The 21357-nt window shown below is 64.8% G+C and carries 16 protein-coding genes and 2 tRNA genes; 14 read left to right on the forward strand and 4 right to left on the reverse strand.

From position 1 onward, the window contains the following. Positions 1-568 (forward strand): transposase (locus tag QU481_RS00005; protein WP_289827804.1); only part of this gene is annotated, 568 nt, incomplete at its 5' end. Between the two features lie 50 nt (positions 569-618). Here QU481_RS00005 and QU481_RS00010 read toward each other — a convergent pair. Continuing rightward, the gene (locus QU481_RS00010) at positions 619-1107 is read right to left on the reverse strand and encodes an Lrp/AsnC family transcriptional regulator (protein WP_289827805.1); all 489 of its coding nucleotides are present in this window, start codon (positions 1105-1107) and stop codon (positions 619-621) included. 201 nt (positions 1108-1308) lie between these two features. Here QU481_RS00010 and QU481_RS00015 point away from each other — a divergent pair, with 201 nt between their 5' ends. The 7 genes from QU481_RS00015 (at position 1309) to QU481_RS00045 (ending at position 6566) form a co-directional block, all read left to right on the forward strand. Next, positions 1309-2094: a phenylalanine 4-monooxygenase gene (locus QU481_RS00015; protein WP_289827806.1), complete on the forward strand. Its 786-nt coding sequence runs from the start codon at positions 1309-1311 to the stop codon at positions 2092-2094. 154 nt (positions 2095-2248) lie between these two features. Further along, positions 2249-3328, forward strand: a complete 1080-nt coding sequence (gene hppD / locus QU481_RS00020) for a 4-hydroxyphenylpyruvate dioxygenase (RefSeq protein WP_289827807.1) — start codon at positions 2249-2251, stop codon at positions 3326-3328. Between the two features lie 84 nt (positions 3329-3412). Beyond that, entirely contained in the window at positions 3413-4546 is a 1134-nt protein-coding gene (locus tag QU481_RS00025; RefSeq protein ID WP_289827808.1) for a homogentisate 1,2-dioxygenase, read from the forward strand. Positions 4547-4617: 71 nt separating this feature from the next. After that, entirely contained in the window at positions 4618-5601 is a 984-nt protein-coding gene (locus tag QU481_RS00030; RefSeq protein ID WP_289827809.1) for a fumarylacetoacetate hydrolase family protein, read from the forward strand. Continuing rightward, on the forward strand, positions 5594-6286 hold the full coding sequence (gene maiA / locus QU481_RS00035; protein WP_289827810.1) for a maleylacetoacetate isomerase: 693 nt from the start codon (positions 5594-5596) through the stop codon (positions 6284-6286). The genes QU481_RS00030 and maiA overlap by 8 nt, the downstream gene beginning before the upstream one ends. Before the next feature lie 123 nt (positions 6287-6409). Next, positions 6410-6485, forward strand: a tRNA-Phe gene (locus QU481_RS00040). A gap of 5 nt (positions 6486-6490) precedes the next feature. Then, a tRNA-Phe gene (locus tag QU481_RS00045) sits at positions 6491-6566 on the forward strand. 115 nt (positions 6567-6681) lie between these two features. On the opposite strand, the gene bcsG is transcribed toward QU481_RS00045, so the two are convergent. From bcsG to bcsE, 3 genes are read right to left on the reverse strand one after another with little or no spacing between them, the layout of a single operon-like run. Further along, a complete protein-coding gene (bcsG, locus tag QU481_RS00050; protein WP_289827811.1) occupies positions 6682-8298 on the reverse strand; it encodes a cellulose biosynthesis protein BcsG in 1617 nt (538 codons plus the stop codon). After that, positions 8291-8515, reverse strand: coding sequence for a hypothetical protein (locus QU481_RS00055; RefSeq protein WP_289827812.1), 225 nt, complete (start codon positions 8513-8515; stop codon positions 8291-8293). Before QU481_RS00055 ends, bcsG begins: the two co-directional genes overlap by 8 nt. A 2-nt stretch (positions 8516-8517) precedes the next feature. Next, positions 8518-10131: a cellulose biosynthesis protein BcsE gene (bcsE, locus tag QU481_RS00060; protein ID WP_289827813.1), complete on the reverse strand. Its 1614-nt coding sequence runs from the start codon at positions 10129-10131 to the stop codon at positions 8518-8520. 324 nt (positions 10132-10455) lie between these two features. On the opposite strand from bcsE, the gene bcsR reads away from it, so the two are divergent. From bcsR to QU481_RS00090, 6 genes are read left to right on the forward strand one after another with little or no spacing between them, the layout of a single operon-like run. Further along, complete coding sequence (gene bcsR / locus QU481_RS00065) at positions 10456-10626, forward strand: BcsR/BcsP family cellulose biosynthesis protein (RefSeq protein ID WP_289827814.1); 171 nt, start codon at positions 10456-10458, stop codon at positions 10624-10626. 19 nt (positions 10627-10645) lie between these two features. Beyond that, the gene (gene bcsQ / locus QU481_RS00070; protein WP_289827815.1) at positions 10646-11398 is read left to right on the forward strand and encodes a cellulose biosynthesis protein BcsQ; all 753 of its coding nucleotides are present in this window, start codon (positions 10646-10648) and stop codon (positions 11396-11398) included. Next, positions 11395-13995: a UDP-forming cellulose synthase catalytic subunit gene (bcsA, locus tag QU481_RS00075; protein WP_289827816.1), complete on the forward strand. Its 2601-nt coding sequence runs from the start codon at positions 11395-11397 to the stop codon at positions 13993-13995. Before bcsQ ends, bcsA begins: the two co-directional genes overlap by 4 nt. After that, on the forward strand, positions 13992-16268 hold the full coding sequence (bcsB, locus tag QU481_RS00080; protein ID WP_289827817.1) for a cellulose biosynthesis cyclic di-GMP-binding regulatory protein BcsB: 2277 nt from the start codon (positions 13992-13994) through the stop codon (positions 16266-16268). The genes bcsA and bcsB overlap by 4 nt, the downstream gene beginning before the upstream one ends. Beyond that, positions 16268-17419 (forward strand): cellulose synthase complex periplasmic endoglucanase BcsZ, encoded by a 1152-nt coding sequence (gene bcsZ / locus QU481_RS00085; RefSeq protein ID WP_289827818.1) that lies wholly within the window; start codon positions 16268-16270, stop codon positions 17417-17419. The genes bcsB and bcsZ overlap by 1 nt, the downstream gene beginning before the upstream one ends. Beyond that, positions 17389-21348 (forward strand): cellulose synthase subunit BcsC-related outer membrane protein, encoded by a 3960-nt coding sequence (locus tag QU481_RS00090; protein WP_289827819.1) that lies wholly within the window; start codon positions 17389-17391, stop codon positions 21346-21348. The genes bcsZ and QU481_RS00090 overlap by 31 nt, the downstream gene beginning before the upstream one ends. Positions 21349-21357 lie beyond the last annotated feature (9 nt).

The following is a 21357-nucleotide window of genomic DNA, read 5'->3' on the forward strand; positions in this document are numbered from 1 at the left end:
CCGAATGAAGGTGTCGCCGCAAGCAAGGGAACACACTCCGGCCCTGCCATCCCACTGGGAAGCGCGGGCCATCGAAACGGTGTCTCGGCATGGGCGCCGGCGCATCTTGTTGACCTCCTTGCTGGATGCCAAGGCGTGGCCGGCCAAGGAGATCGCGGCGCAATACCAGGAACGCTGGCACATCGAGACCAGCTACCGCGAGCTGAAGCAGGACATGTTGGGGGACGAATTGACGTTACGCAGTGGCACTCCGGAGACCGTCCGACAGGAAGTGTGGGGGACGCTCTTGGCCTACAACCTGGTCCGACTGGAGATGGCTGAGATCGCGCGGGAAGTGGGTGTTGCGCCGACCGATCTTAGCTTTACGACAGCGCTGCATTATTTGCGCTATGAGTGGAGCTGGCTGGCGATCAGCAGCCCCGGCACCTTGCCGGCGTGCTTGCTGCGTCTGCGGGAACGCCTCGGGGAGTTGTTGCTACCGAAACAACGGCGGGGGCGTGAATGCCCCCGCGTGGTGAAAAAGCTGCCGTCCCGTTACTCAATCAAACAGGTTCGATCCGTTAAGTGAACGGCATTAGCCCTTCGGGGCGGCCTTTTTTCTTGGCGAAGAGCGGGAGCTTAGCTCAGCTGCATCTGAGCCAGCGGCATCGCGGTGGTGCGCTTGAGCTCCTTCAGCACGAAGCTCGATTTTACGTCCTCGATGCCCGGGTGCTGCAGCAGCGCGTCCATCACGAAGCGCGAGAAATGCTCCAGGTCTTCGAAGTACACCTGCAAGAGGTAGTCCATCTCGCCGGTCATCGCGTAGCAGTTGATCACCTCGGGCCAGGTCTGCACCGCTTCGAGGAAGCTGGCGATCATCTGGCCCTGGCCGCGTTTTTCCAGGGTGACGCGCACGAAGGCCTGCAGGCCCAGGCCGATCTTGGCCGGGTCGAGCAGCGCGACGTACTGGCGGATCACGCCCGATTCTTCCAGCTGTTTCAGGCGGCGCAGGCACGGCGACGGCGACAGGGCGACCCGTTCTGCCAACTCGACGTTGGTCAGGCGGCCGTTGAGCTGCAATTCGGCGAGGATTTTGAGGTCGGTTTTGTCCAGGATCAGGTTTGGCATGATTTCTCGGTTGTTCTCTCGATTATTGGCATTTTGTTTTTAGATTTAGGTGGATTCTAGCAATGTTGCAAGGAAATTGCCGCAGCTCTCCCCTAGAATAAATTGCCTAAAACGACATTATTCTACACCTTGGCGACACTGCCGATGGAGATTGTCGACAACAAAATGCGCTAAACGCACGGCAACAGAGGAGAAGGCGCTATGTACACAGCTGATCTTGCCGCAGTACGCGATGACATGAAGCTGGTCGGCCTGCCGGAGGAGTTGGACATTCATCGTGTTGCCGTGCCCCATTACAGCGATATCGAACATCACACTTGGCAGACGCTGATCGGCAACCAGGAGGCGGTGCTGCCGGGGCGGGCGTGCCAGGAGTTCTTGGTCGGGCTCGACCTGATCGACTTTCCGAGAGAGCACATCCCGCGTCTTGCCGACGTCGGCGATGCGATTGAGGCCTGTACCGGCTGGCAACTGGTGCGCGTCGACGGCATCGTGCCGGACAAGGAGTTCTTCTGGCTCTTGTCGCAGCGCATGTTTCCGTCCACCGACTTCATCCGCAAGCCAGAGGAGATTGGTTACACTCCGTCGCCGGACATGTTTCACGACCTGCTCGGCCATGCGCCGCTGTTGACCAACCCTCGTTTCACCGCCTTCTTCGAGCGTTTCGGCCGCGCCGGCGTGCGCGCGTTCGAACTGAACCACCCCGCCATCACCTGGCTGCCGCGTCTCTACTGGTTCACCGTCGAGTTCGGTCTGATTCGCAATCCCGAGGGACTGCGCATCTACGGTGCAGGCATCATGTCGTCGCCTAAGGAAGTGCTGTACAGCCTGTCCGATGCCACCGACAAGCGCCCGTTCGACCTCGCCACTGTTATCGACACCCCGTACGACATCTGGCACATGCAGGACGTGCTGTTCGTGATCGACAGCTTCGACGCGCTCGAGGCCGATTTCGCGCGCTGGACCGCCGAGCAGGGCTTGGCCTGAGCAGCGACCCCTTCGACCAGGAGCCGCTCAAAACACGCCGCAAGGTGGCCTTGGCTAAAGCAGACAGCAAGGCCGTGCAGCAACGCCAGGACGGTGTTGCCAGCGGCGCCAAGCCGGGTGCTAGACCCGGCTGGCTTTTATCCGGGAGAAGCAGATGACAATGGAAGCGCAGACTTACAATCCGCTCGCGACCGACGGCTTCGAATTTGTCGAATACACTGCGCCGACCGAGCAGGGTCTGGCTGAGCTGGGGCGGCTGTTTGTCTCGCTCGGCTTCACCGAGGTGGCGCGCCACCGCCACAAGAACGTCAGCCTGTTTCGCCAGGGCGACATCAATTTCATCGTCAACGGTGAGCATCGCGAACCGTTCACGAGCTTCGGCAAAAGGCATGGCCCATCCGCTTGTGCGATGGCTTGGCGCGTAAAGGATGCGGCCCAGGCGTACGAGTACGCCCTCGCGCACGGTGCCAAACCATACAGCCGGCCGATCGGCGCGATGGAGCTGAACATTCCGGCGATCGAAGGGATAGGCGGTTCGGCGCTGTACTTCGTCGACCGCTACGGCGACCAGACCATCTACGATGTCGACTTCGTGCCGATCGCCGGCGCCGACCAGCACCCGGCTGGTGTCGGGCTGATCGAGGTCGATCACCTGACACACAATGTCGAACGTGGCCATATGGCGACCTGGGCGAAGTTCTACGAGGACATCGCCAATTTCCGCGAAATCCGCTACTTCGACATCGAGGGCAAGCTGACCGGTCTGGTGTCGAAGGCGATGACCAGCCCATGCGGCAAGATCCGCATTCCGATCAACGAGTCGAGCGACGACAAGAGCCAGATCGAGGAATTCCTGCACCAATACCACGGCGAGGGCATCCAGCACATCGCACTCGCTACCCGCGACATCTACCATACGGTGGAGACCTTGCGGACGGCTGGCGTGCACTTTCTCGATACCCCGGACACCTATTACGACAAGACCGATGCGCGCGTACCGGGCCACGGCGAGGATCTCGCGCGGCTGCGTCGCAACCGCATCCTGATCGACGGCGCGCCGATGGAGGGAGCCGGCATCCTGCTGCAGATCTTCACCGAAACGGTGATCGGGCCGATCTTCTTCGAGATCATCCAGCGCAAGGGCAACGAGGGATTCGGCGAAGGCAACTTCAAGGCCTTGTTCGAGTCGATCGAGGAAGACCAGATCCGCCGCGGCGTGCTGAAGGCCGACTGATAGACCGCTTCTTCGGGAGCATGTTGATCTCGCCTGTTCGGCCAACCTTGCCAGGTTGGCCGAAGGCATAGTTAGGGGACTGCCATGCGCAAATGGATTTCCTATCCGCACAAGGCCGGCACCGTGTCGCGCCAGGCGCACGCCGACCTGCCCGAGGCCGCGCCCTACGAGCGCGAAGTCGGCCGCAGCGGCTTCTACGGCCCGGCCAGCCATCTGCACCACCAGCACCCGCCGACCGGCTGGAGCGACTGGCAGGGGCCGCTGCGCCCACGCGCCTACGACCTGAACGAGCTGCCCAAGTCCAGTGCGATGCCGTTCGACGCGGCGACCGTCCTCTCCAATGCGCACTGCCAGTTCCGCATCTGGACCGTCGACGCGGTGATGCCGGCGCTGTTTCGCAATGCCGACGGCGACGATCTGTTGTTCATCCACGAGGGCGCCGGTGAGTTCTATTGCGACTACGGCCATCTGAGCTACCGCGATGGCGATTACCTGCTGATCCCGCGCGGCACGATGTGGCGGATCGAGCCGGACGCGCCGACGACGATGCTGCTGATCGAGGCCACGGGCGGCGCCTACCAGTTGCCGGAGAAGGGCTTGGTCGGTCCGAACGCGATTTTCGACGAGGCGATGCTGGATGTGCCTCAGATCGACGCCGCGTTCCAGGCGCAGTACGGCGAGACCGAGACGAAGGTGATGATCAAGCGCCGCGGCGCGCTGTCGACGCAGACGTTCCCGTTTAACCCGCTCGACGCGATCGGCTGGCACGGCAACCTGTCGGTGTGCCGGATCAATTGGCGCGACATCCGGCCGCTGATGTCGCACCGCTATCACTTGCCGCCGTCGGCGCACAGTACCTTCGTTGCCGAACGCTTCGTCGTGTGCACCTTCGTGCCGCGGCCGATCGAGTCCGACCCGGGCGCGCTGAAAGTACCGTTCTATCACAGCAACGACGACTACGATGAGGTGATCTTCTACCATGCCGGCGACTTCTTCAGCCGCGACAATATCAAGCCCGGCATGCTTACCCACCACCCGTGCGGCTTCGCGCACGGCCCGCATCCGAAGGCCTACGCCAAATCGCTGGTCGAGCCGAAGACCTTCACCGACGAAGTGGCGGTGATGATCGACGCGCGCGACGCGCTCGACCCGAGCGAGGCCATGGCCGGTGCGGAGTGGGGCGGCTACGTCGATAGCTGGAAGCCGAAGCAGGTCTGATTTCCGACTGCGCCCCGGATCGCTCCCGGCGGCGTGGTGATGCAGTAAGCAGTAGAACAAAAAGGATCGCTATGAAACTTGCAAGCTACAAGAACGGCACCCGTGACGGTGCACTGCACGTGGTCAGCCGCGACCTGACCCGCTGTGTGGTGGTGCCGGACATCGCCCGCACGCTGCAGGGCGCGCTCGACAACTGGCTGGAGGCTGCGCCGCGGCTGCAGGCCATCTACGCCCAGCTCAATACCGGTCACGTGTCCGGCGAGCTGGCGTTCGATCCCGCCCGCTGTCATTCGCCGCTGCCACGTGCCTACCAGTGGGCGGATGGCAGTGCCTATCTCACCCACGTCGAACTGGTGCGCAAGGCGCGCGGGGCCGAGGTGCCGGAGAGCTTCTACAGTGACCCGCTGATGTACCAGGGCGGTTCGGACGCCTTCCTCGCGCCGACCGCGGCGATCCCGCTGCGCGATCCGGCCTGGGGGCTCGATTTCGAGGGGGAAGTGGCAGTGGTGACCGGCGACGTGCCGCTCGGCGCAGGCATCGAGCAGTGCGGCCAGGCGATCCGGCTGCTGATGCTGGTCAACGACGTGACGCTGCGCAACCTGATCCCGAACGAGCTGGCCAAGGGCTTCGGCTTCTTCCAGAGCAAGCCGGCCACCAGCTTCTCGCCGGTGGCGGTGACCCCGGACGAACTGGGCGACGCCTGGCAGGACGGCAAGGTGCATCTGCCGCTCCTGGTCGACTACAACGGCACGCGTTTCGGTCAACCCAATGCCGGGGTCGAGATGCAGTTCTCGTTCCCACAGCTCATCGCCCATGTCGCGAAGACGCGCGAGCTTTCCGCCGGCAGCATCGTCGGCTCGGGCACCGTGTCGAACAGCGACCGCAAGGTCGGCTCCTGCTGCCTCGCCGAACAGCGCATGATCGAAACGATCGAGCAGGGCGCGCCGGTCACGCCGTTTATGAAGCTCGGCGACACGGTGAGGATAGCGATGCGCGATGCCGCAGGGGCATCGATCTTCGGTGCAATCGAACAGAAGGTGACCGCCCATGAGTAACGCACTGCACGATCTGCCATCTGGTCGCGACCACGAACACGCCAGCGGGCGCGTGCTCTATGGCTATTGGCGCTCCACCGCCGCCTACCGGGTGCGCATCGCGCTGCACCACAAGGGGCTGGCATTCGACAATCATCCGGTCAGCCTGATCAAGGACGAGCAGCACAAGGCCGACTATCTTGCACTGAATCCGCAGGGTCTGGTGCCGGCACTGGTCGACAACGGTGTGCGGTTGACCCAGTCGCTGGCGATCTGCGAATACCTCGACGACGCGTACTGGGACACCCCGCGGCTCTTGCCGGCCGAACCGCTGGCGCGCGCACGCGTGCGTGCGCTGGCGCAGCTGATCGCCTGCGACACCCATCCGCTGAACAATCTGCGCGTGCTGCGCTATCTCGCCGCCGAGCTCGGCGCCGACGACGCGGCCAAGCAGCGCTGGATCCACCACTGGGTCGGCACGGGCCTTGCCGCGTTCGAGGCATTGTTGGCCGAATCGGCCGGCCACTACGCGGTCGGCGACACGATCAGCCTCGCCGACGTGTGCCTCGTGCCGCAGCTCTACAGCGCGCGCCGTTTCAACGTTCCTCTCGACGCTTATCCGCGCACGGTGGCGTTGGGAGACCGGCTTGAAGCGCTGCAGGCATTCAAGCTGGCCCACCCGGATCAGCAGCCCGACGCGAAGTGACTTTGGGTGAATGATGAAGGATCCCGGCGACTCCGTCGGGATTTTTTTTTGCAAAGCCCTTGACGGAAAATCGGCCGATTGGTTTAATGCACCCCTCGATAACGCAACAGCGTTGTCGGATGTGGCCAGTTAGCTCAGTTGGTAGAGCAACGGATTGAAAATCCGTGTGTCCTTGGTTCGATTCCGAGACTGGCCACCAAGATTGGCCAATTAGCTCAGTTGGTAGAGCAACGGATTGAAAATCCGTGTGTCCTTGGTTCGATTCCGAGATTGGCCACCAGAATATCAAAAAAGACCGCAGCATTTGCTGCGGTCTTTTTGCGTTTGCGCGCCCGTTTCGCTCTCCTTCGGATATGAAAAAACCGGCCCTGCGGGGCCGGTCGTTGGTCTGCGCCTTACTGGGCGATCGGGTAGGGCGTCCAGTTCGCGCCCTGCTGGCGCATCATGTAGCGCGCGCCGTCCTGCATCATCACCGTGCCCGCATTCTCGGCCACGTACGGCGTGGTCGGCAGCTGGTCCAGATAATGTTGAGGTGCGTAGTCGGCGCCGAACGGGCTCTTGTTCATCATTCGCGACAGGATGGTCGACACCGCCATATAGCTGACCGGCTGGTCGATCCTTACCGGATTCGCCTTGGCGGCGGTGCCGATCACCTTGATCGCCGCCGGCACAGTGGTGATCGCCGGGGTCGGGATCTCGCGCAGACCGGAGAACTGTAGCTTGTCGCCACGCAGCGCTGCGCCGTGTTCCGGCACCATGATCAGGATGACCTTGCGGTGGCTCTGCTCCAGGCTGTCGATGAAGCGGTTCAGGCCGTTGAACAGGTTGTTGGCGCGCAGATGGTAACTATCCTGCGTGTTGAGGTTGCCGGCACCGACCACCCGGTTGCCGTCGTGCAGGCTGATGGTGTTGTAGTAGGCCGCCACGTGCTGGGCCGGGTCGTTCTTGCGCAGCTCCAGCCATCGGTTCAGCACCTCGTAGTCGTCGTACAGCGGCGAATCGTCGAAGGCATGCTGGCCGACCTTCAGGCCCTTCTGCGACATCAGCGGCTGGTTCAGGTGACCCTCGTTCTGCACCAGCTTCAGAAAGTCATCGAAGTGGCCGTCGTGGTTCATCATCAGTTCGTTCTTGAAGCCGAGCTTGGCCAGGTTGTCGAACAGATAGCACTGCGACGAGGCGCTGTCATACAGCGCGGTATGGTTGGTCTGGCCGCAGGTGGCGCGTAGCACGCGGATGGCTGCCGGACCACTGTAGGCCGCCGCAGAGTTGAAATGGGTGAAGAGGAAGTCGAAGCGCGACAACAGCGGGTGGTTGTCGAGCTTGACGTCGCGCAGATCGTCCCAAGCCAGCGAACAGATATGGATCAGTAATATGTCGAAGCCGGGATCGGCCAGCGGTGGATTGAATGCGACCATGCGCTGCTGTTCGTTCTTGTAGAAGGCTGCCAGCTTGTCGTCCAGCGACTGGGTGCCGCCCGCCGCCGTACTGCCGGTGCTACCCGTGGCGGCGACGGCGACGGCGACGGCGACGGCCGGGGCGGGGCGGTAGCTCGTCCACAGCTGCGAGCCGCAGACGCCGAGCAGCGCCATCATCACCAGCGTGCCGATACGCAGATAGCGCGACAGCAGGGCATAGCCAACCGCCAGCACCACCAGGAGCAGCACGTCATCGGGTTTGGCGACCCGGCCGGCCAGTTCCAAGAGGTAGGTGAGGCTGAAGCCCTGGATCACCTTGAGCTGGCTCAGTGTCTGGGCAAACGAGGGAAGGAAAGAGTCATTGTAGAGCAACGCCGCGGCCGCGACCGTCGCCAGCGCGTTGCGCAGCCCGACCTTGAGCCGCCCTTCCACCGGCACCAGCAGCAGTAATGCAAAGGCGAGGTTTGGCAAGGGATGAAAGCCGAGCAGGCCCTGCCAGAACATCAACAGCTTGACGATGAAATACAGGCTCCAGGCGCCGAGCCCGGCGGTGCGGCTAGAGGCGAGAGGCGTATTGTGGGACGTGGTACTAGCCATGGTGGTGATCGTGATGAGGCGACGCTGTCTCATTGCGCGTCGCCAGTTGGTTCATGTAGGGATGGGGTTCGAAGTGGCGCAAGCCATTGCGCCGACGCTGTCGCCAGACCCTCAGCCAGGGTAGCAGGCGTGCGTGCAATTGGTAGCCGGCGAATAGGGCGACCAGCGCGGTGAGCAGCAACAGGAACTGCTGTGCGCTCAATTCGGGATTGAACATGATCAGGCCTCTTGCGGCATGGGAGTGCGACGGACCAGCGGAGCCGGAATCGGCGCGGCTGTTCGCGGCTTGTCCTGGGGGGCGGCACGCTGCACCGTTGTCGCTGCCTGCTGCTTGGCGATCGCCTCGCTAAGGTCGGGTAGGCTGCTGAAGCCCTCCTGTTCCCGAAACTGTTCTAGCGCCAGGCGGATGCTGTCCAGATCGGGGCTGCGCACCTCGTCGGCGAACAGCTCGCTGACCGGCAAGCGGAACAAGTGACACAGCGCGGTGTCAACGTCGGCGTCGCGGCACGCGAACAGAAACAGGTAGACATGCTCGCGGTCGGCGGTGCACAGGTCGCCGGCACGCTTGAAACGGCACAGCCGCAACATGTCGAGCGGACTGGCGCCAGGCGCGGGGTGCAGGATGAGTAGGACGTTCTGGATGCCGATAAGCCGGCTGCGCTCGACCGTGGCGCTGACCGCTTTGGCGAAACGGGCCGGCGGCAGATAGCCGCGGTCGGACTCGGGACGACTGGCGGCCTCGAGTGTGTCGGTTTCACCACCGAGCCGGCCCTGGTAGACCGCTTGCTGTAGCGAACCGACCAGGCTGAGTACGCTGGTCAGGCTCAACTCGGCCGGCAGTATCGCATTGGCGCCGAGGTTGAGCAGCAGCTGCTCATCGCTGTGGCGCAAGCGGCTGTTGCCGATTTCGCGCACCAGGATTTTCAGCTGTTTGCCGCAGCGCTGGCGCAAACGGCTGATGGTCTCTGGCAAGTCGGCACTGTCGGCGGCATCGAACAGCACGGTGGCCGCCACCGCGGTTTCAGCGGCCTCAAGCAGCTCGGCGCGGGTATCGAACAGCTGCCAGTTCTGAGAGGGGGCGGCGCTCTCGGGCAGGCTGGAGCGAGTGGCGAGCACGCGCTGCCGGTCGCTGGCGGCGCGCGGCGAGGCGTTCACGCCATCGGGCGTGGTGTCTACCTGCAACCGTCCGTCGTTGTCTAACGTCAGTGGGAACGGCGTCGGTATCGTCAACGCCCCGTCGCCCTGCCAGTGCTCGACCTGCCACGTGTAATGGCCCTGCCACGATTGTTGGCCGAAGGCGAGGCCGGCGCATTCGATCCCGAGCTGGCTGAGCAGTGCCAGTTGCGGCAGGTCAAGCCGTTGAGCGGAGAATACGAGTAAAAGGGTGTGGCCGGTTTCGGCGGCCCAGCGCCGACACTGGGCCAGGGAACGTTGGGCTGCCGAGCCGTGTTCGAGGGGCAGATGGGTCTCGGCCTCGTCGAGCACCAGCAGCATCGGTCCGCCAACCGGTTGTAGCCGGGCGCGGTAATGGGCCAGTTCGACCAGTTGCCGTTCCAGCGGCTCGGCCCGGCCGCGTTTTCGGGGCAGTGGCGTGAGCAGTGCCGCCGACCGGTCGCGTAGCCGTTCGTCGAGACAAGCGGTGTCCGGCAGCAGTGCAGGGTCGGCACTGCTGACACACAGCAAGGGGCGGTCGCTACCCTTCGGCAGGTTGCCGAACAGAAGGGCGCGGGCCAGCGGCGGCGTTTCGCTCGCCACCAGATAGACGGCCCCATGAGTCAGGCTGCCTGCGGCAGGGTCGAGTCCGGAGATACCGAGGGTTGGTCGTGTCAGCATATCGGTGGCGCCGTGCCGGTAGCACTGCGAGGGGATCCTTCCTGTCTCAATGGGTGGCAGATCGGCTTTGCCCATGGAGGTGGTTATTCTTATGGAATATGTTTTTGTGCTGGTTTTATAAGTTTCGTGAAATAAGCAACAGGGTGATTTTCAATTGATGTTGATTTGAAATCAAGATGTTGCATACTACTTTCCCTTGCACCGTACCCACATGGTTAGTTGGCAATTTCATTAATCATTGGTCATTTTGTAGTAATATTGATTACAGTAACAACATTTTATTGAATGGCCGGTTGCCGAGATGCAACGGGGCCGATTGAAACCATGCAAGAAGACATCGACCGTTTGTACCGCCATCTCAAACAGCCCGAGTTCCACTTCCAGGAATTGCGTTTCAGCGAGGAGGCCGAGAATGCCTGCCTGCGCTGGTCCTTGCTGCAATCGATTCGAGCCGCGGTAGCACCTGAGCGGCAAGAGTTAGAGCCGGCCCACTGATGCCTGCGGGAGAGCACGCTTGTCGATTCTCTCGGTAACCGGGGCGAAGGGGGGCGTCGGCTGCACGGCCGTGGTGGCTGGCTTGGCCGGCGCGTGGTCCCGTCAGAAAAAGGCGGTGCTGGCGTTCGATCTGTGCCGGCAGAATCTGTTGCGTCTGCACTTCGGCCTGGACTGGCATGAGCGCGACGGCTGGCATGCCCGGCTCGTGGCAGGGCGTGACTGGAGTGGTGCGGCATGGCGCACACCCGACGGGCTCAGCTTCGTTCCGCACGGTAGCCTCCGCGACGGCGCAGCGGCCGAGGTACTGAACAATCCCCATTGGTTGGCCGCTGAACTGGCCAGCCTCGCACTGCCCTCCGATTGCCGGCTGCTGCTCGACACGCCGCAGGCCGGTCGCGAGCGCGCCCAAGCGTTGGCTGCCGCTACCCACGTGCTGGTGGTTTTGCCGCCGGAGCCCTTGTCCTGCGGTCTGATCGAGCCGCTCGAGGCCGAGCTTTCGGCCCATGGCGTGGCGCAGGAGAAGCTGCTGTATGTGCTGAACCGTTTCGATCCAACCCGACAGCTCGATCGCGATGTCGAGTTGCTGCTGCGCGAGATGCTGGCCACACGACTGGCACCGCTGCCGGTGCATCGTGACGAGGCGGTGCGCGAAGCGCTGGCGATGCAGCAGCAGCTCGCCGACTATGCGGCGCACAGCCAGGCTTGCGACGACTTCAACCAGCTGGCGACCTGGTTGTCCATTCGTCTCAACGGTGGGGCGAAGGGACGATGAGCAGTCGTTGGACTCGCTGGCTGCTGGCGAGCGGCGCCGTACGTCATCCTGACGATGCCGCTTCGACCAGCACCGTGCTGCTCAGCCTGTTTCTGGTGGCGCCTCCCGAAGGGTGGCACGCATGGGGGAGACAGGCCCGGCGCTTCTTTCCGCATGTGGACTTCGACCGCCTGAGGCTAAGCGATGCGCTGCGCATCGTATTGCAATGCTTGTGGCTGCTGCTGGTGCGCAGGCCGGGCGAGGCTCGGCATGGCCTGGACCTGCGGCAAGTGCTGCCGCGAGAGCGGCGCCGCTGGAGCGAGCGCCGTCATCTACAGGGCGCATTACGGCTGTACTGGCTGCGCTTCAAGGCGTGGGCGGTGCGGCGTTTCCCGGCCCTGCTCGATCGTTCCCGGCTACGCGGTTCGGTCGAACATGCCGCCCTGCACCCGTTCTGGGATCACTGGCTGGCGAGTTATGCATGCTACGCGTTGGCGGTGCTGCTGGCTGTGGTATGCATCACCACCCCGTTCGACATCGCTTCGCAGGCGCTGTTCGTGGTGCTGCTGCTGGCGATGGCGCTGTGGGTGCGCCGCGTGCCGGGGCCGGTGCCGACATTGATTCTGGTGGTGTTCTCGATCACGGTGTCGACCCGCTACATCTGGTGGCGAGCCACTTCGACGATCAACGACGACACGATGGCGAACCTGATCGCCGGCGTGGTACTGCTGTGCGCCGAACTCTACGCCTGGGTGGTGCTGCTACTGGGCTTCTTCCAGACTTCCTGGATGCTGCGTCGCAAGGTGGTCGCGCTGCCGGCCGATCCCGGATTGTGGCCGAGCGTCGACGTTTTCATTCCGACCTACAACGAGCCGCTGCGTGTGCTCAAGCCGACCATCTACGCCGCCCAGGCGCTGGATTGGCCCAAGGACAAGCTCAACGTCTACATCCTCGACGATGGCAGCCGCGAGGAGGTGCGTCGCTTCGCAGAGGAGATCGGCGTCGGCTACCTCATCCGGGAACAGCACAACCATGCGAAGGCGGGCAACATCAACCATGCGTTGACGCTGACCGATGGCGAGTTCGTGGCGATCTTCGACTGCGACCACATCCCGACGCGCTCCTTCCTGCAGGTGACGATGGGGGGCTTCCTGGGCGATGAGAAGCTGGCGCTGGTGCAGACGCCACACCATTTCTTCTCGCCCGACCCGTTCGAGCGCAACCTGAATTCCTTCCGCAAGGTGCCCAACGAGAACGAGCTGTTCTACGGCCGGGTGCAGGATGGCAACGACCTGTGGAACGCGACATTCTTCTGCGGCAGCTGCGCAGTGCTGCGGCGCGGCCCGCTCGAGGAGATCGGCGGCATTGCGGTTGAAACGGTCACCGAAGATGCTCATACCTCGCTGAAGCTGCACCGGCGCGGCTACCGCTCGGCCTATCTGAACCTGGTGCAGGCGGCGGGTCTCGCCACCGAGAGCCTGTCGGCGCACATCGGCCAGCGCATCCGTTGGGCACGCGGCATGACGCAGATCTTCCGCACCGACAACCCGCTGTTCGGCAAGGGGCTGTCGCTGGCGCAGCGTATTTGCTACAGCAATGCGATGCTGCACTTCCTGTACGGCATCCCGCGTACGGTGTTCCTGACCGCTCCGCTGGCCTTCCTGCTGTTGCATGCCTACACCATCTACGCGCCGGCGATGGCGATCGTGCTATACGTGCTGCCGCACATGATATTTGCCACGATCACCAACTCGCGGATGCACGGACAGTTCCGCCGTTCCTACTGGGGTGAGATTTACGAGACGGTGCTGGCCTGGTACATCACGCTGCCGACCACCATCGCACTGCTGTTTCCCAAGCTCGGCAAATTCAACGTCACCGCCAAGGGGGGGCTGGTCGAGGAGAGCTATTTCGACTGGAACATCACCAAGCCCTATCTGGTGCTGCTGTCGCTGAACCTGCTCGGCCTGCTCGCCGGCGGCTACCGGCTGGTGACCGGGCCTAACGACGAGTTGGGCACCGTGTTGGTGAACATGGCGTGGACCGGCTACAACCTGTTCCTGCTCGGTGCGGCACTGGCGGTGGCCAAGGAGTCGCGACAAGTGCGAGTCACGCACCGCGTACACGCCCGCCTGCCGCTGACGCTGCACCTGCCGGACGGCAAGTGCCTGCCATGCCATTCCAGCGACTATTCCGAGGGCGGGATGGCGATCGTGATGCCGCACGCGGTGAAACTGGCACCGGACACCCCGCTGCATGTGTCGCTGCGGCGCAGCGGCCGCAGCTTCGCCTTCCCCTGCCTGACCGTGTTTACCAAGGGCAACCGACTGAGCCTGCGTTTTTCGGCGTTGAGCCGACAGCAGGAGATGGACCTGGTGCAGTGCACCTTCGGTCGCGCCGATGCTTGGCTCAGGGACGAGGCGCGTGCCCATGAGGGCACCCCAATGCACGGCCTTCGCGACATTTTCAGACTCGGCAGGGACGGCTTCCACCTGCTGATAGTTCAAGCTCTCGATTATCTGGATCCGCTGCCTTCGCGGTTGAAGGCACTGGCCCGCCGTCTTGCCACGCTGCTGCCGCGTCAACCGGCCCCCCATACGATACAAGGAAAAACATGACCCGCCACGTGCTCATCTCCCTGCTGGCACTGACGTTGGCCGGGCCGATCGCCGTCGCTGCGCCACCCATCGCCTCGGCCGGTCCGGCCGAGCGCACGCCGCTTGCCGCGAGCGCCACGGTCACCCCGCTGATTACCTCCCGCACGCAGACCTTCCGCCAGCTTGGCGCGCAAGCGCCGCTCAACCTGCATGGCGGCAGCGGCGTTGCCGGGGTCAGCTTCGGCAGCCGCAGCGACGAAGTGATCACGCAGGCGAAGCTCAAGCTGCGTTACACCTATTCGCCGTCGATGCTGGCGGACCTGTCGCATATCAAGGTGATGCTCAACGACGAGATCGTCGCGGTGGTGCCGCTGCCCAAGGACAAGGGCAGTGAGACCCAGCAGCTCGAATTGCCGCTCGACTCGCGGCTGTTGACCGACTTCAATCGGCTGCAGTTTCGCCTGATTGGCCATTACACCAACCAGTGCGAAGACCCGGCGAACAGCAGCCTGTGGGCGCAGATCAGCAATACCAGCGAGTTGACGCTGACGGCGCAGTCGCTGTCGCTCGTCAACGATCTGGCGCATTTCCCCGAACCGTTCTTCGACCGGCGAGACTTCACGCGCCTGACGCTGCCCTTTGTGTTCGCCGGCCATCCCTCGATCGGCACGCTGCAGGCGGCCGGGGTGCTGTCGTCCTGGTTCGGCGCTGCCGCCGGCTGGCGTGGCGCTCGCTTCCCGACCCTGCTCGACAGTCTGCCGGCCAGTCAGCACGCGGTCGTGTTCGCCACCAACGACCAGCGCCCGGGCTTCCTCGCCAAATACCCGTCGGTGAAGGCGCCGACGGTGGCGATCATCACTAATCCGAACCAGCCGGCGCGCAAGCTGCTGATGGTGCTCGGCCGCGACGACAGTGACCTGAAGCAGGCCGCCGACGCATTGGTGCTCGGCCAGGCGGCGATGACCGGCCCGCAGGTGACAGTGGCCGGCATCAAGCTCGACGCGCCGCGCCAGGCTTACGACGCGCCGAACTGGGTGCGTATGGATAGGGCGACCAAGTTCGGCGAGCTGGTTGGCAGCCAGCAGGACCTGGAGGTGTCCGGCCAGCAACCCGACCAGATCCGCGTCAATCTGCGCGTGCCGGCCGACCTGTTCACCTGGCGCAGCCGCGGTATCCCGATTGCGCTGAAGTTCCGTTACACCGCGCCGGCCAAGCTCGACGGCTCGCGCATGGCGGTGGCGATCAACGACAACTTCGTGCAGAGCTTCAACCTGCGCCCGGCGGGGCAGGGCGGCGAGCAGTCGTCGCTACGCCTGCCGCTGCTGGATGACGGGCTGTTCGCATCCGGCAACGAGGTGCTGCTGCCGGCCTTCCGCGTCGGCAGCCGCAACCAGCTGCAGTTCCAGTATTCGTTCGTGCTGCCGAAGGAGGGCAACTGCAGCAGCACCGGCAATGACAACTTCCGTGCGGCGATCGACCCGGACTCGCAGATCGACTTCAGCGGCTACCCGCACTTTGCCACGCTGCCCAATCTGGGCTTCTTCGCCAACTCGGGCTACCCGTTCACCAAGTACGCGGACCTGTCAGGCAGTGCACTGGTCGTGCCGGCCAAGCCGTCGTCCTCGGATATCGAGGCGATGCTGACGCTCTTGGCGCACATGGGCGAGTCGACCGGCTACCCGGCGCTGCGCTACCGGCTGGTGACGCCGGCGCAGATCGACACGGTGAAGGACGACGACCTGCTGGTGATCGGCGCGGCGGCGCAGATGCCGCTATTAAAGCAGTGGCGCGACCGCTTGCCGACTTCGGTGGACGGCAGCGACCGTCGAGTCGCCGACAGCGCCTATTCGGCCAACTCGTCGTTCGGCTGGCTCAATGCGGCCAATGCCCAGCCGAACACGGCGATCCTGGGCCAGACGCAAATCCAGGCTCAGGGCAGGCTGGCGGCGCTGCTCGGCTTCGAGTCGCCGTACACTCCTGGCCGCAGCGTAGTGGTGGTGACCGGCTCCGAGCCGGGCGCGCTCGGCCAGGCGCTCGATGCGCTGGACGACGAAGGCAAGGTCGCCGCGATGCACGGCAGCGCGGTGCTGATCCGCGCCGACAACGTCGTGAGCCAGCTGGTCGGACCGACCTACCAGGTCGGCAAGCTGCCGCTGTGGACCTGGGTGTGGTTCTTCTTGTCCGAGCGTCCGATCTTGCTGGCGGTCATGGCGGTACTGGCCGTCTGCACCTTCGCCTTCGCGATCCTGCGACTACTGAAGGCGGTGACCGCACGCCGTCTGGAGAACAAGTAATGCGCAGACCAATCAAGAGTTGGCTGGCTGCCGCGCTGCTGTGCCTGGCCGGCAGCGCACAGGCGGCGCCCTGTGGCGACTGGCCGGACTGGACGGTGTTCAAGCAGCGCTTCCTGTCCGATGGCGGCCGGGTGATAGACCGCAGCATGGCAAACATGCAGACGACCTCGGAGGGGCAGTCGTATGCGCTGTTCTTCGCGCTGGTGGCCAACGACCGCGCCACGTTCGATAAGGTGCTGGCCTGGACCCGTGACAACCTGGCGGGGGGGGACCTGACCGCGCGGCTGCCGGCCTGGCAGTGGGGCAAGCGCGACGACGGCAGCTGGGATGTGATCGATGCCAACAGTGCGTCCGATGCCGACTTGTGGATTGCCTACAGTCTGATCGAGGCCGGCCGCCTGTGGCAGGAACCTCGTTACACCGCGATGGGCAAGCTGATCGGGCAGCGCATGCTGCGCGAGGAGGCTGCCGACTTGCCTGGCCTCGGCCTGACGCTGCTGCCGGGGGCCAAGGGGTTCCAGCCCGAGCCGACGCTGTGGCGGCTGAACCCGAGCTATGTGCCGCTGCAACTGGTCGAACGGATGGCGCGGGCCTTGCCCGACTCGGGCTGGCGCAAGCTGTTGGCCAGTTCGGAGCAACTGATCCTGAAGAGTGCGCCGAAGGGCTATGCGCCTGACTGGGTCGGCTATCGGGCCGGCAAGGGCTTCGTGCCGGATGCCAAGACGAAGGCGGTGGGCAGCTTCGATGCTATCCGCGTCTACACCTGGGCCGGCATGCTGTCCCCCGAGCTGCCGGGAAGAATGCGTCTGCTCAACTGGCTATCGCCGATGGGGACACTTGTCGCCAAGCGTGGCACGCCGCCGACGGAGATCGACACGGTCAGCGGGCAGGCCGGCGAGGCCGGGCCGGTCGGCTTCTCGGTGGCAATGCTGCCGTTCCTGATCGCATCGGGGCAGAAAAATGCCGCCGACGAGCAACTGACCCGCCTGGCGGCCAAGCCCTTGGCCGAACGGCCGCAGAATTACTATGAGCATGTACTGTCGCTGTTCGGCCTTGGCTGGCAGCAGCAACGCTATGCCTTCAACCGGTACGGTGAAGTCCGGCCGCACTGGGAGACCGCATGTCCCGCATCATCCCGCTCTTCGTCCTGAGCGCAGCGACCGCCGCCGTGCCGCCCGTTTTTGCCGCGCCGGCGCAGGTCGACCCGGTGCAGACGCTGCTTAATCAGGCGCGCATGTGGCAGGGGCTCAACCGCGACGACCTGGCCCAGCAGGCGCTCGACAAGCTGCAGCGCATCGCGCCGAACAACCCGGAGGGCTTGACCCTACTGGCGCAGCAGCAGCTGAAAAACCGGCAGGACAAAGCCGCCGCAGCGACGCTGGCAACACTGAAGCGGCTCTATCCCGGCTATGAAGGCATCGCCCGTATCGAGCAGCAGCAACGTCTGGCCGGCGCAGACCTGGACAAGCTGCTGGCCGCCCGCGCGCTGGCGCGCAGCGGCAAGGTCGACGCCGCGATTGCGGCTTTAGACGAGCTCTACAAGGGGCGTCCACCCGACGGCGAGCCAGCGGTCGAATACTGGCAGTTGGTGGCGCGCAGCCCCAACAACGGCTGGGCGCGTGCCAGAGCGGGCCTGACGGCGTTGGTGGCGGCCAATCCGGACAACCGCCGTTATCGGCTGACGCTGGCCGACCTGTACCTGAACAAGCCGCCCGCGCCGCCGCAGGTGATGGCCGAACTGAAGGCGCTCAGCGTCCATCAGGACAGTCGCAGCCAAGCGCTCGGCATCTGGCGCCGCGCGCTGTTGCAGGAGGACCTCGGTTCGGTGCAGCGCGACGCATTCATCGCCTATCTGCGTGAGGTGCCGGACGACGAGGCGGTGAAGGAGAAGCTCGCCGGCCTCGACGAGGCCGCTGCCAAGCAGCGTGCGCTGCTGGCCGACCCGGCGTACCAAGCCCGCTTGGCTGCGGGCAAGTCGCTCGACCAGAACCGCCTGGCCGATGCCGAGCGCCAGCTGCAGCTGGCGCGACAGCGCTTCGGCAACGAGGCCGACGTGCTCGGCAATCTCGGCCGCTTGCGCGAGAAGCAGGGCAGGTACGACGAGGCGATCGACTACTACCGCCAGGCCGAGGCAAAGGACACGGATAAGACTGGCTGGCAGCGTCACATCACCGATGCACGCTTTGCACAGCGCTTGGCCGAGGCCGAGCAGGCGGAAGCTTCCGGTCAGCTCGGCGCAGCCGAGGCGGCGCTTGCCGAGGCCGGCCGGCTCAAGCCCAAGTCGGCCGACCTGCGCGTGGCGCAGGGGCAGCTGTGGCTCAGGCAGGGCAAGCCGGACGCGGCGCGCGATGCCTACCAGGCGGCGCTGACGCTGGAGCCGGACAACGGCGCGGCGCTGTCCGGCCTGATCGACGTCTATGTCACTGCCGGCGATCTGGGCGGTGCCAGCCGCTATCTGGACACGCTGGCCCCCGCGCGGCGTAAGGTGCTAGGCCGAGCCTACCCGGCCGCGGTGGCCAAGGTCGAGCGCGAGCGGGCCGACCGGTTGCTGGCGGCCGGGCGTAACGACGAGGCAATCGCCGCGTTGCAACGTGCGGTGGCGGCGACACCACAGGACCCGTGGAACCGCTTCGCGCTTGCCAACGCCTATGCGGCAGCCGGCCAGGCTGCGCGTGGCGAGCAGTTGCTGCGCCAGCTGGCCGATGCGCCGGCGCCGGACAGCGAAGTGTTGTACGCCTATGCGCTGTTCCGCTCGCGCGCCGAGGACGACCTGGTCGCGCTGCAAGCCTTGCAGCGCATCCCGCCGGCGCAGCGCAGCGCCAGCATGCTGCAGCTGCAGCGCCGTTTGTGGCTGCGCGAGACCTTGCGTCTGGCCGATGCGGACATGGCTGCCGGCAGGCCGGATCGTGCCGAGCGGCGCCTGGCGCTGGCCGAGGGGCAGTTGGCGGGCGATCCGGAACGCCTTGCCGAGCTCGCCAAGGGCTGGCTGACGCTCGGCCAGCCCGAGCGTGGCCTGACGCTGATGCGGCGCGTCTATACCGAGCGGCCGACGCCGGCGGTGGCGCTGCTGTATGCAGACCTGCTGCTGGATGCCGAGCGCAGCGACGAGGCGCGTACTCTACTCGACAAGCTGCCTAGCGGCACGCTCGACAAAGGGCAGCAAGACAGCCTGCGCGCAGCGCGTTCGACCCTGGCGGTACGACTGGCCGATCGTGCCCGGGCCGACGGGCATAACGGTCAGGCACGCGCATTGTTGACGACGGCGCTGGCGGCCGACCCGACCAGTTCGAGCCTGTTGCGCAACCTCGCGTCGCTCGACCTGACAGAGGGGCATGTTGCGGAATCGCGCCAACGCCTTGAGGCGGTGTTGCAGCGCGACCCGAACGACGACGAGGCCCGGCTGCTGATGATCGACGCCGATCGCCTGTCGGGGCAGCGCGCCGCGGCGCTGGAAGGGACCGATCGTTTGCTGGCTGAGCCGCCCAAGCGTAGTGTCGATTTCCGGTTGCGCGTCATCGATCGGCTGATGGCGATGGGCGAGCAGGCGCGTGCCGATCAGGCCGTGGACAAGTTGGTCGCCGAAGGCGAACTGACGCCGCGCCTATGGGGCTATACCGCACGACAAGCGCGTCGGGCCGACCAGCCCGATCCGGCCCTGTTGCGCTACCAGGCCGGCTTCGCGCCGGCGGGGCTGCGCCCGCACCTGACCGCGCTGATGGCGTCGCCGGACCCTGACCCCGCCCCGGTGTTGCAGGCGCCGCCACCAAGTACGGCATTGTCGCGGCTGATGCTCCCCGGGCAGGCCGCAGTCGCCGCAGAGGTGCCGGCGCTGCCCGGGGAGCTGGCGGGCGTCGCGCCATCGCAGCTGAGAAACCAGCCGCTGCTGCCCGTCGCGGCCGAGCCGGCCGGCAACGCCGATCTGCACGCAGAGTACGCGGAGCTGATCGACAAGCGTACCGGCGACGTGCAGGCCGGGCTCGACGTGACGGCGCGCCATACCGGCACGGTCGGCCAGTCGCGGATGCTGTCGGTGCAGACGCCGCTGCTGGTGAATGTGCCGGGACCGCACGAGGGCAAGTTTTTCGTGCGCAGCGACCCGATTACGATGAGCGCAGGTTCGCTCGACCCGAACGACAGTTACAACCGCGACCGCTTCGGTTCGATCTATCAGAAACCTGAAGCGGATCGGGCTGGCTACGGCCAACAAGCCGGCCGGCAGAGCGCCAGCGGCGTCGCGGTCGGCGTAGGCTACGAGAACGACGACTGGCGACTCGACATCGGTACCACGCCGATCGGTTTCCCCGTGCAGGACGTGGTCGGCGGGGTAAAGCATTACGGAAAGATGGGTGAGCTCAACTACAACGTCGACGTGTCGCGCCGTCCGCTGACCAGCTCGGTGCTGACGTACGCCGGCACCAAGGACCCGGTCACCAAGCAGACCTGGGGCGGGGTGCGCGCGACCGGTGCCAGTGTCGGCATCGGTTACGATCAAGGTGGCGATTACGGGGTATGGTCGAACTTCGGCTACCACACGCTGACCGGCGAAAACGTGCTCGACAACCGCCGTCTCACCGCGATGGGCGGGGTGTACTGGCGGGCGCAGCGCGAGGATACCCGGCGGATCACGCTGGGGCTCAACTCGATCAACTTCTGGTACAAGGAGAACCTCAGCCAGTTCACCTTCGGGCAGGGCGGCTATTACAGCCCACAGCGCTACAATTCGCTGTCGCTGCCGGTTAGCTACGCGGCCCGCAACGAGCGCTTGAGCTATCTGTTGCGCGCATCGGTCTCGGTGTCAAATTCGCGCGAGAAGGATGAGTTGTATTTTCCGTTGGAAGCGGCAGGAGCCAATAATCCTAGTTTCACCGCCAGTGAGGGGTGGGGGAGTGGCGCGTCGCTCAGCGGTGCGTTCGAGTACCAGCTGTCACCGCTGTGGGTGCTCGGCGGCAGCTTCGATCTTGAGTATTCGCAGTACTACCAGCCGAGCCGCGCCAGTCTGTACCTGCGCTACCTGTTCGCGCCATCGGGCAAACCGCTGCCGTTCCCGCCCGAACCGCTGCAGCCGTATTCGAGTTTCTGAGGAGCCGAC

The sequence above is a fragment of the Crenobacter oryzisoli genome (genome assembly GCF_030385785.1).
GTDB lineage: Bacteria > Pseudomonadota > Gammaproteobacteria > Burkholderiales > Chromobacteriaceae > Crenobacter_A > Crenobacter_A oryzisoli.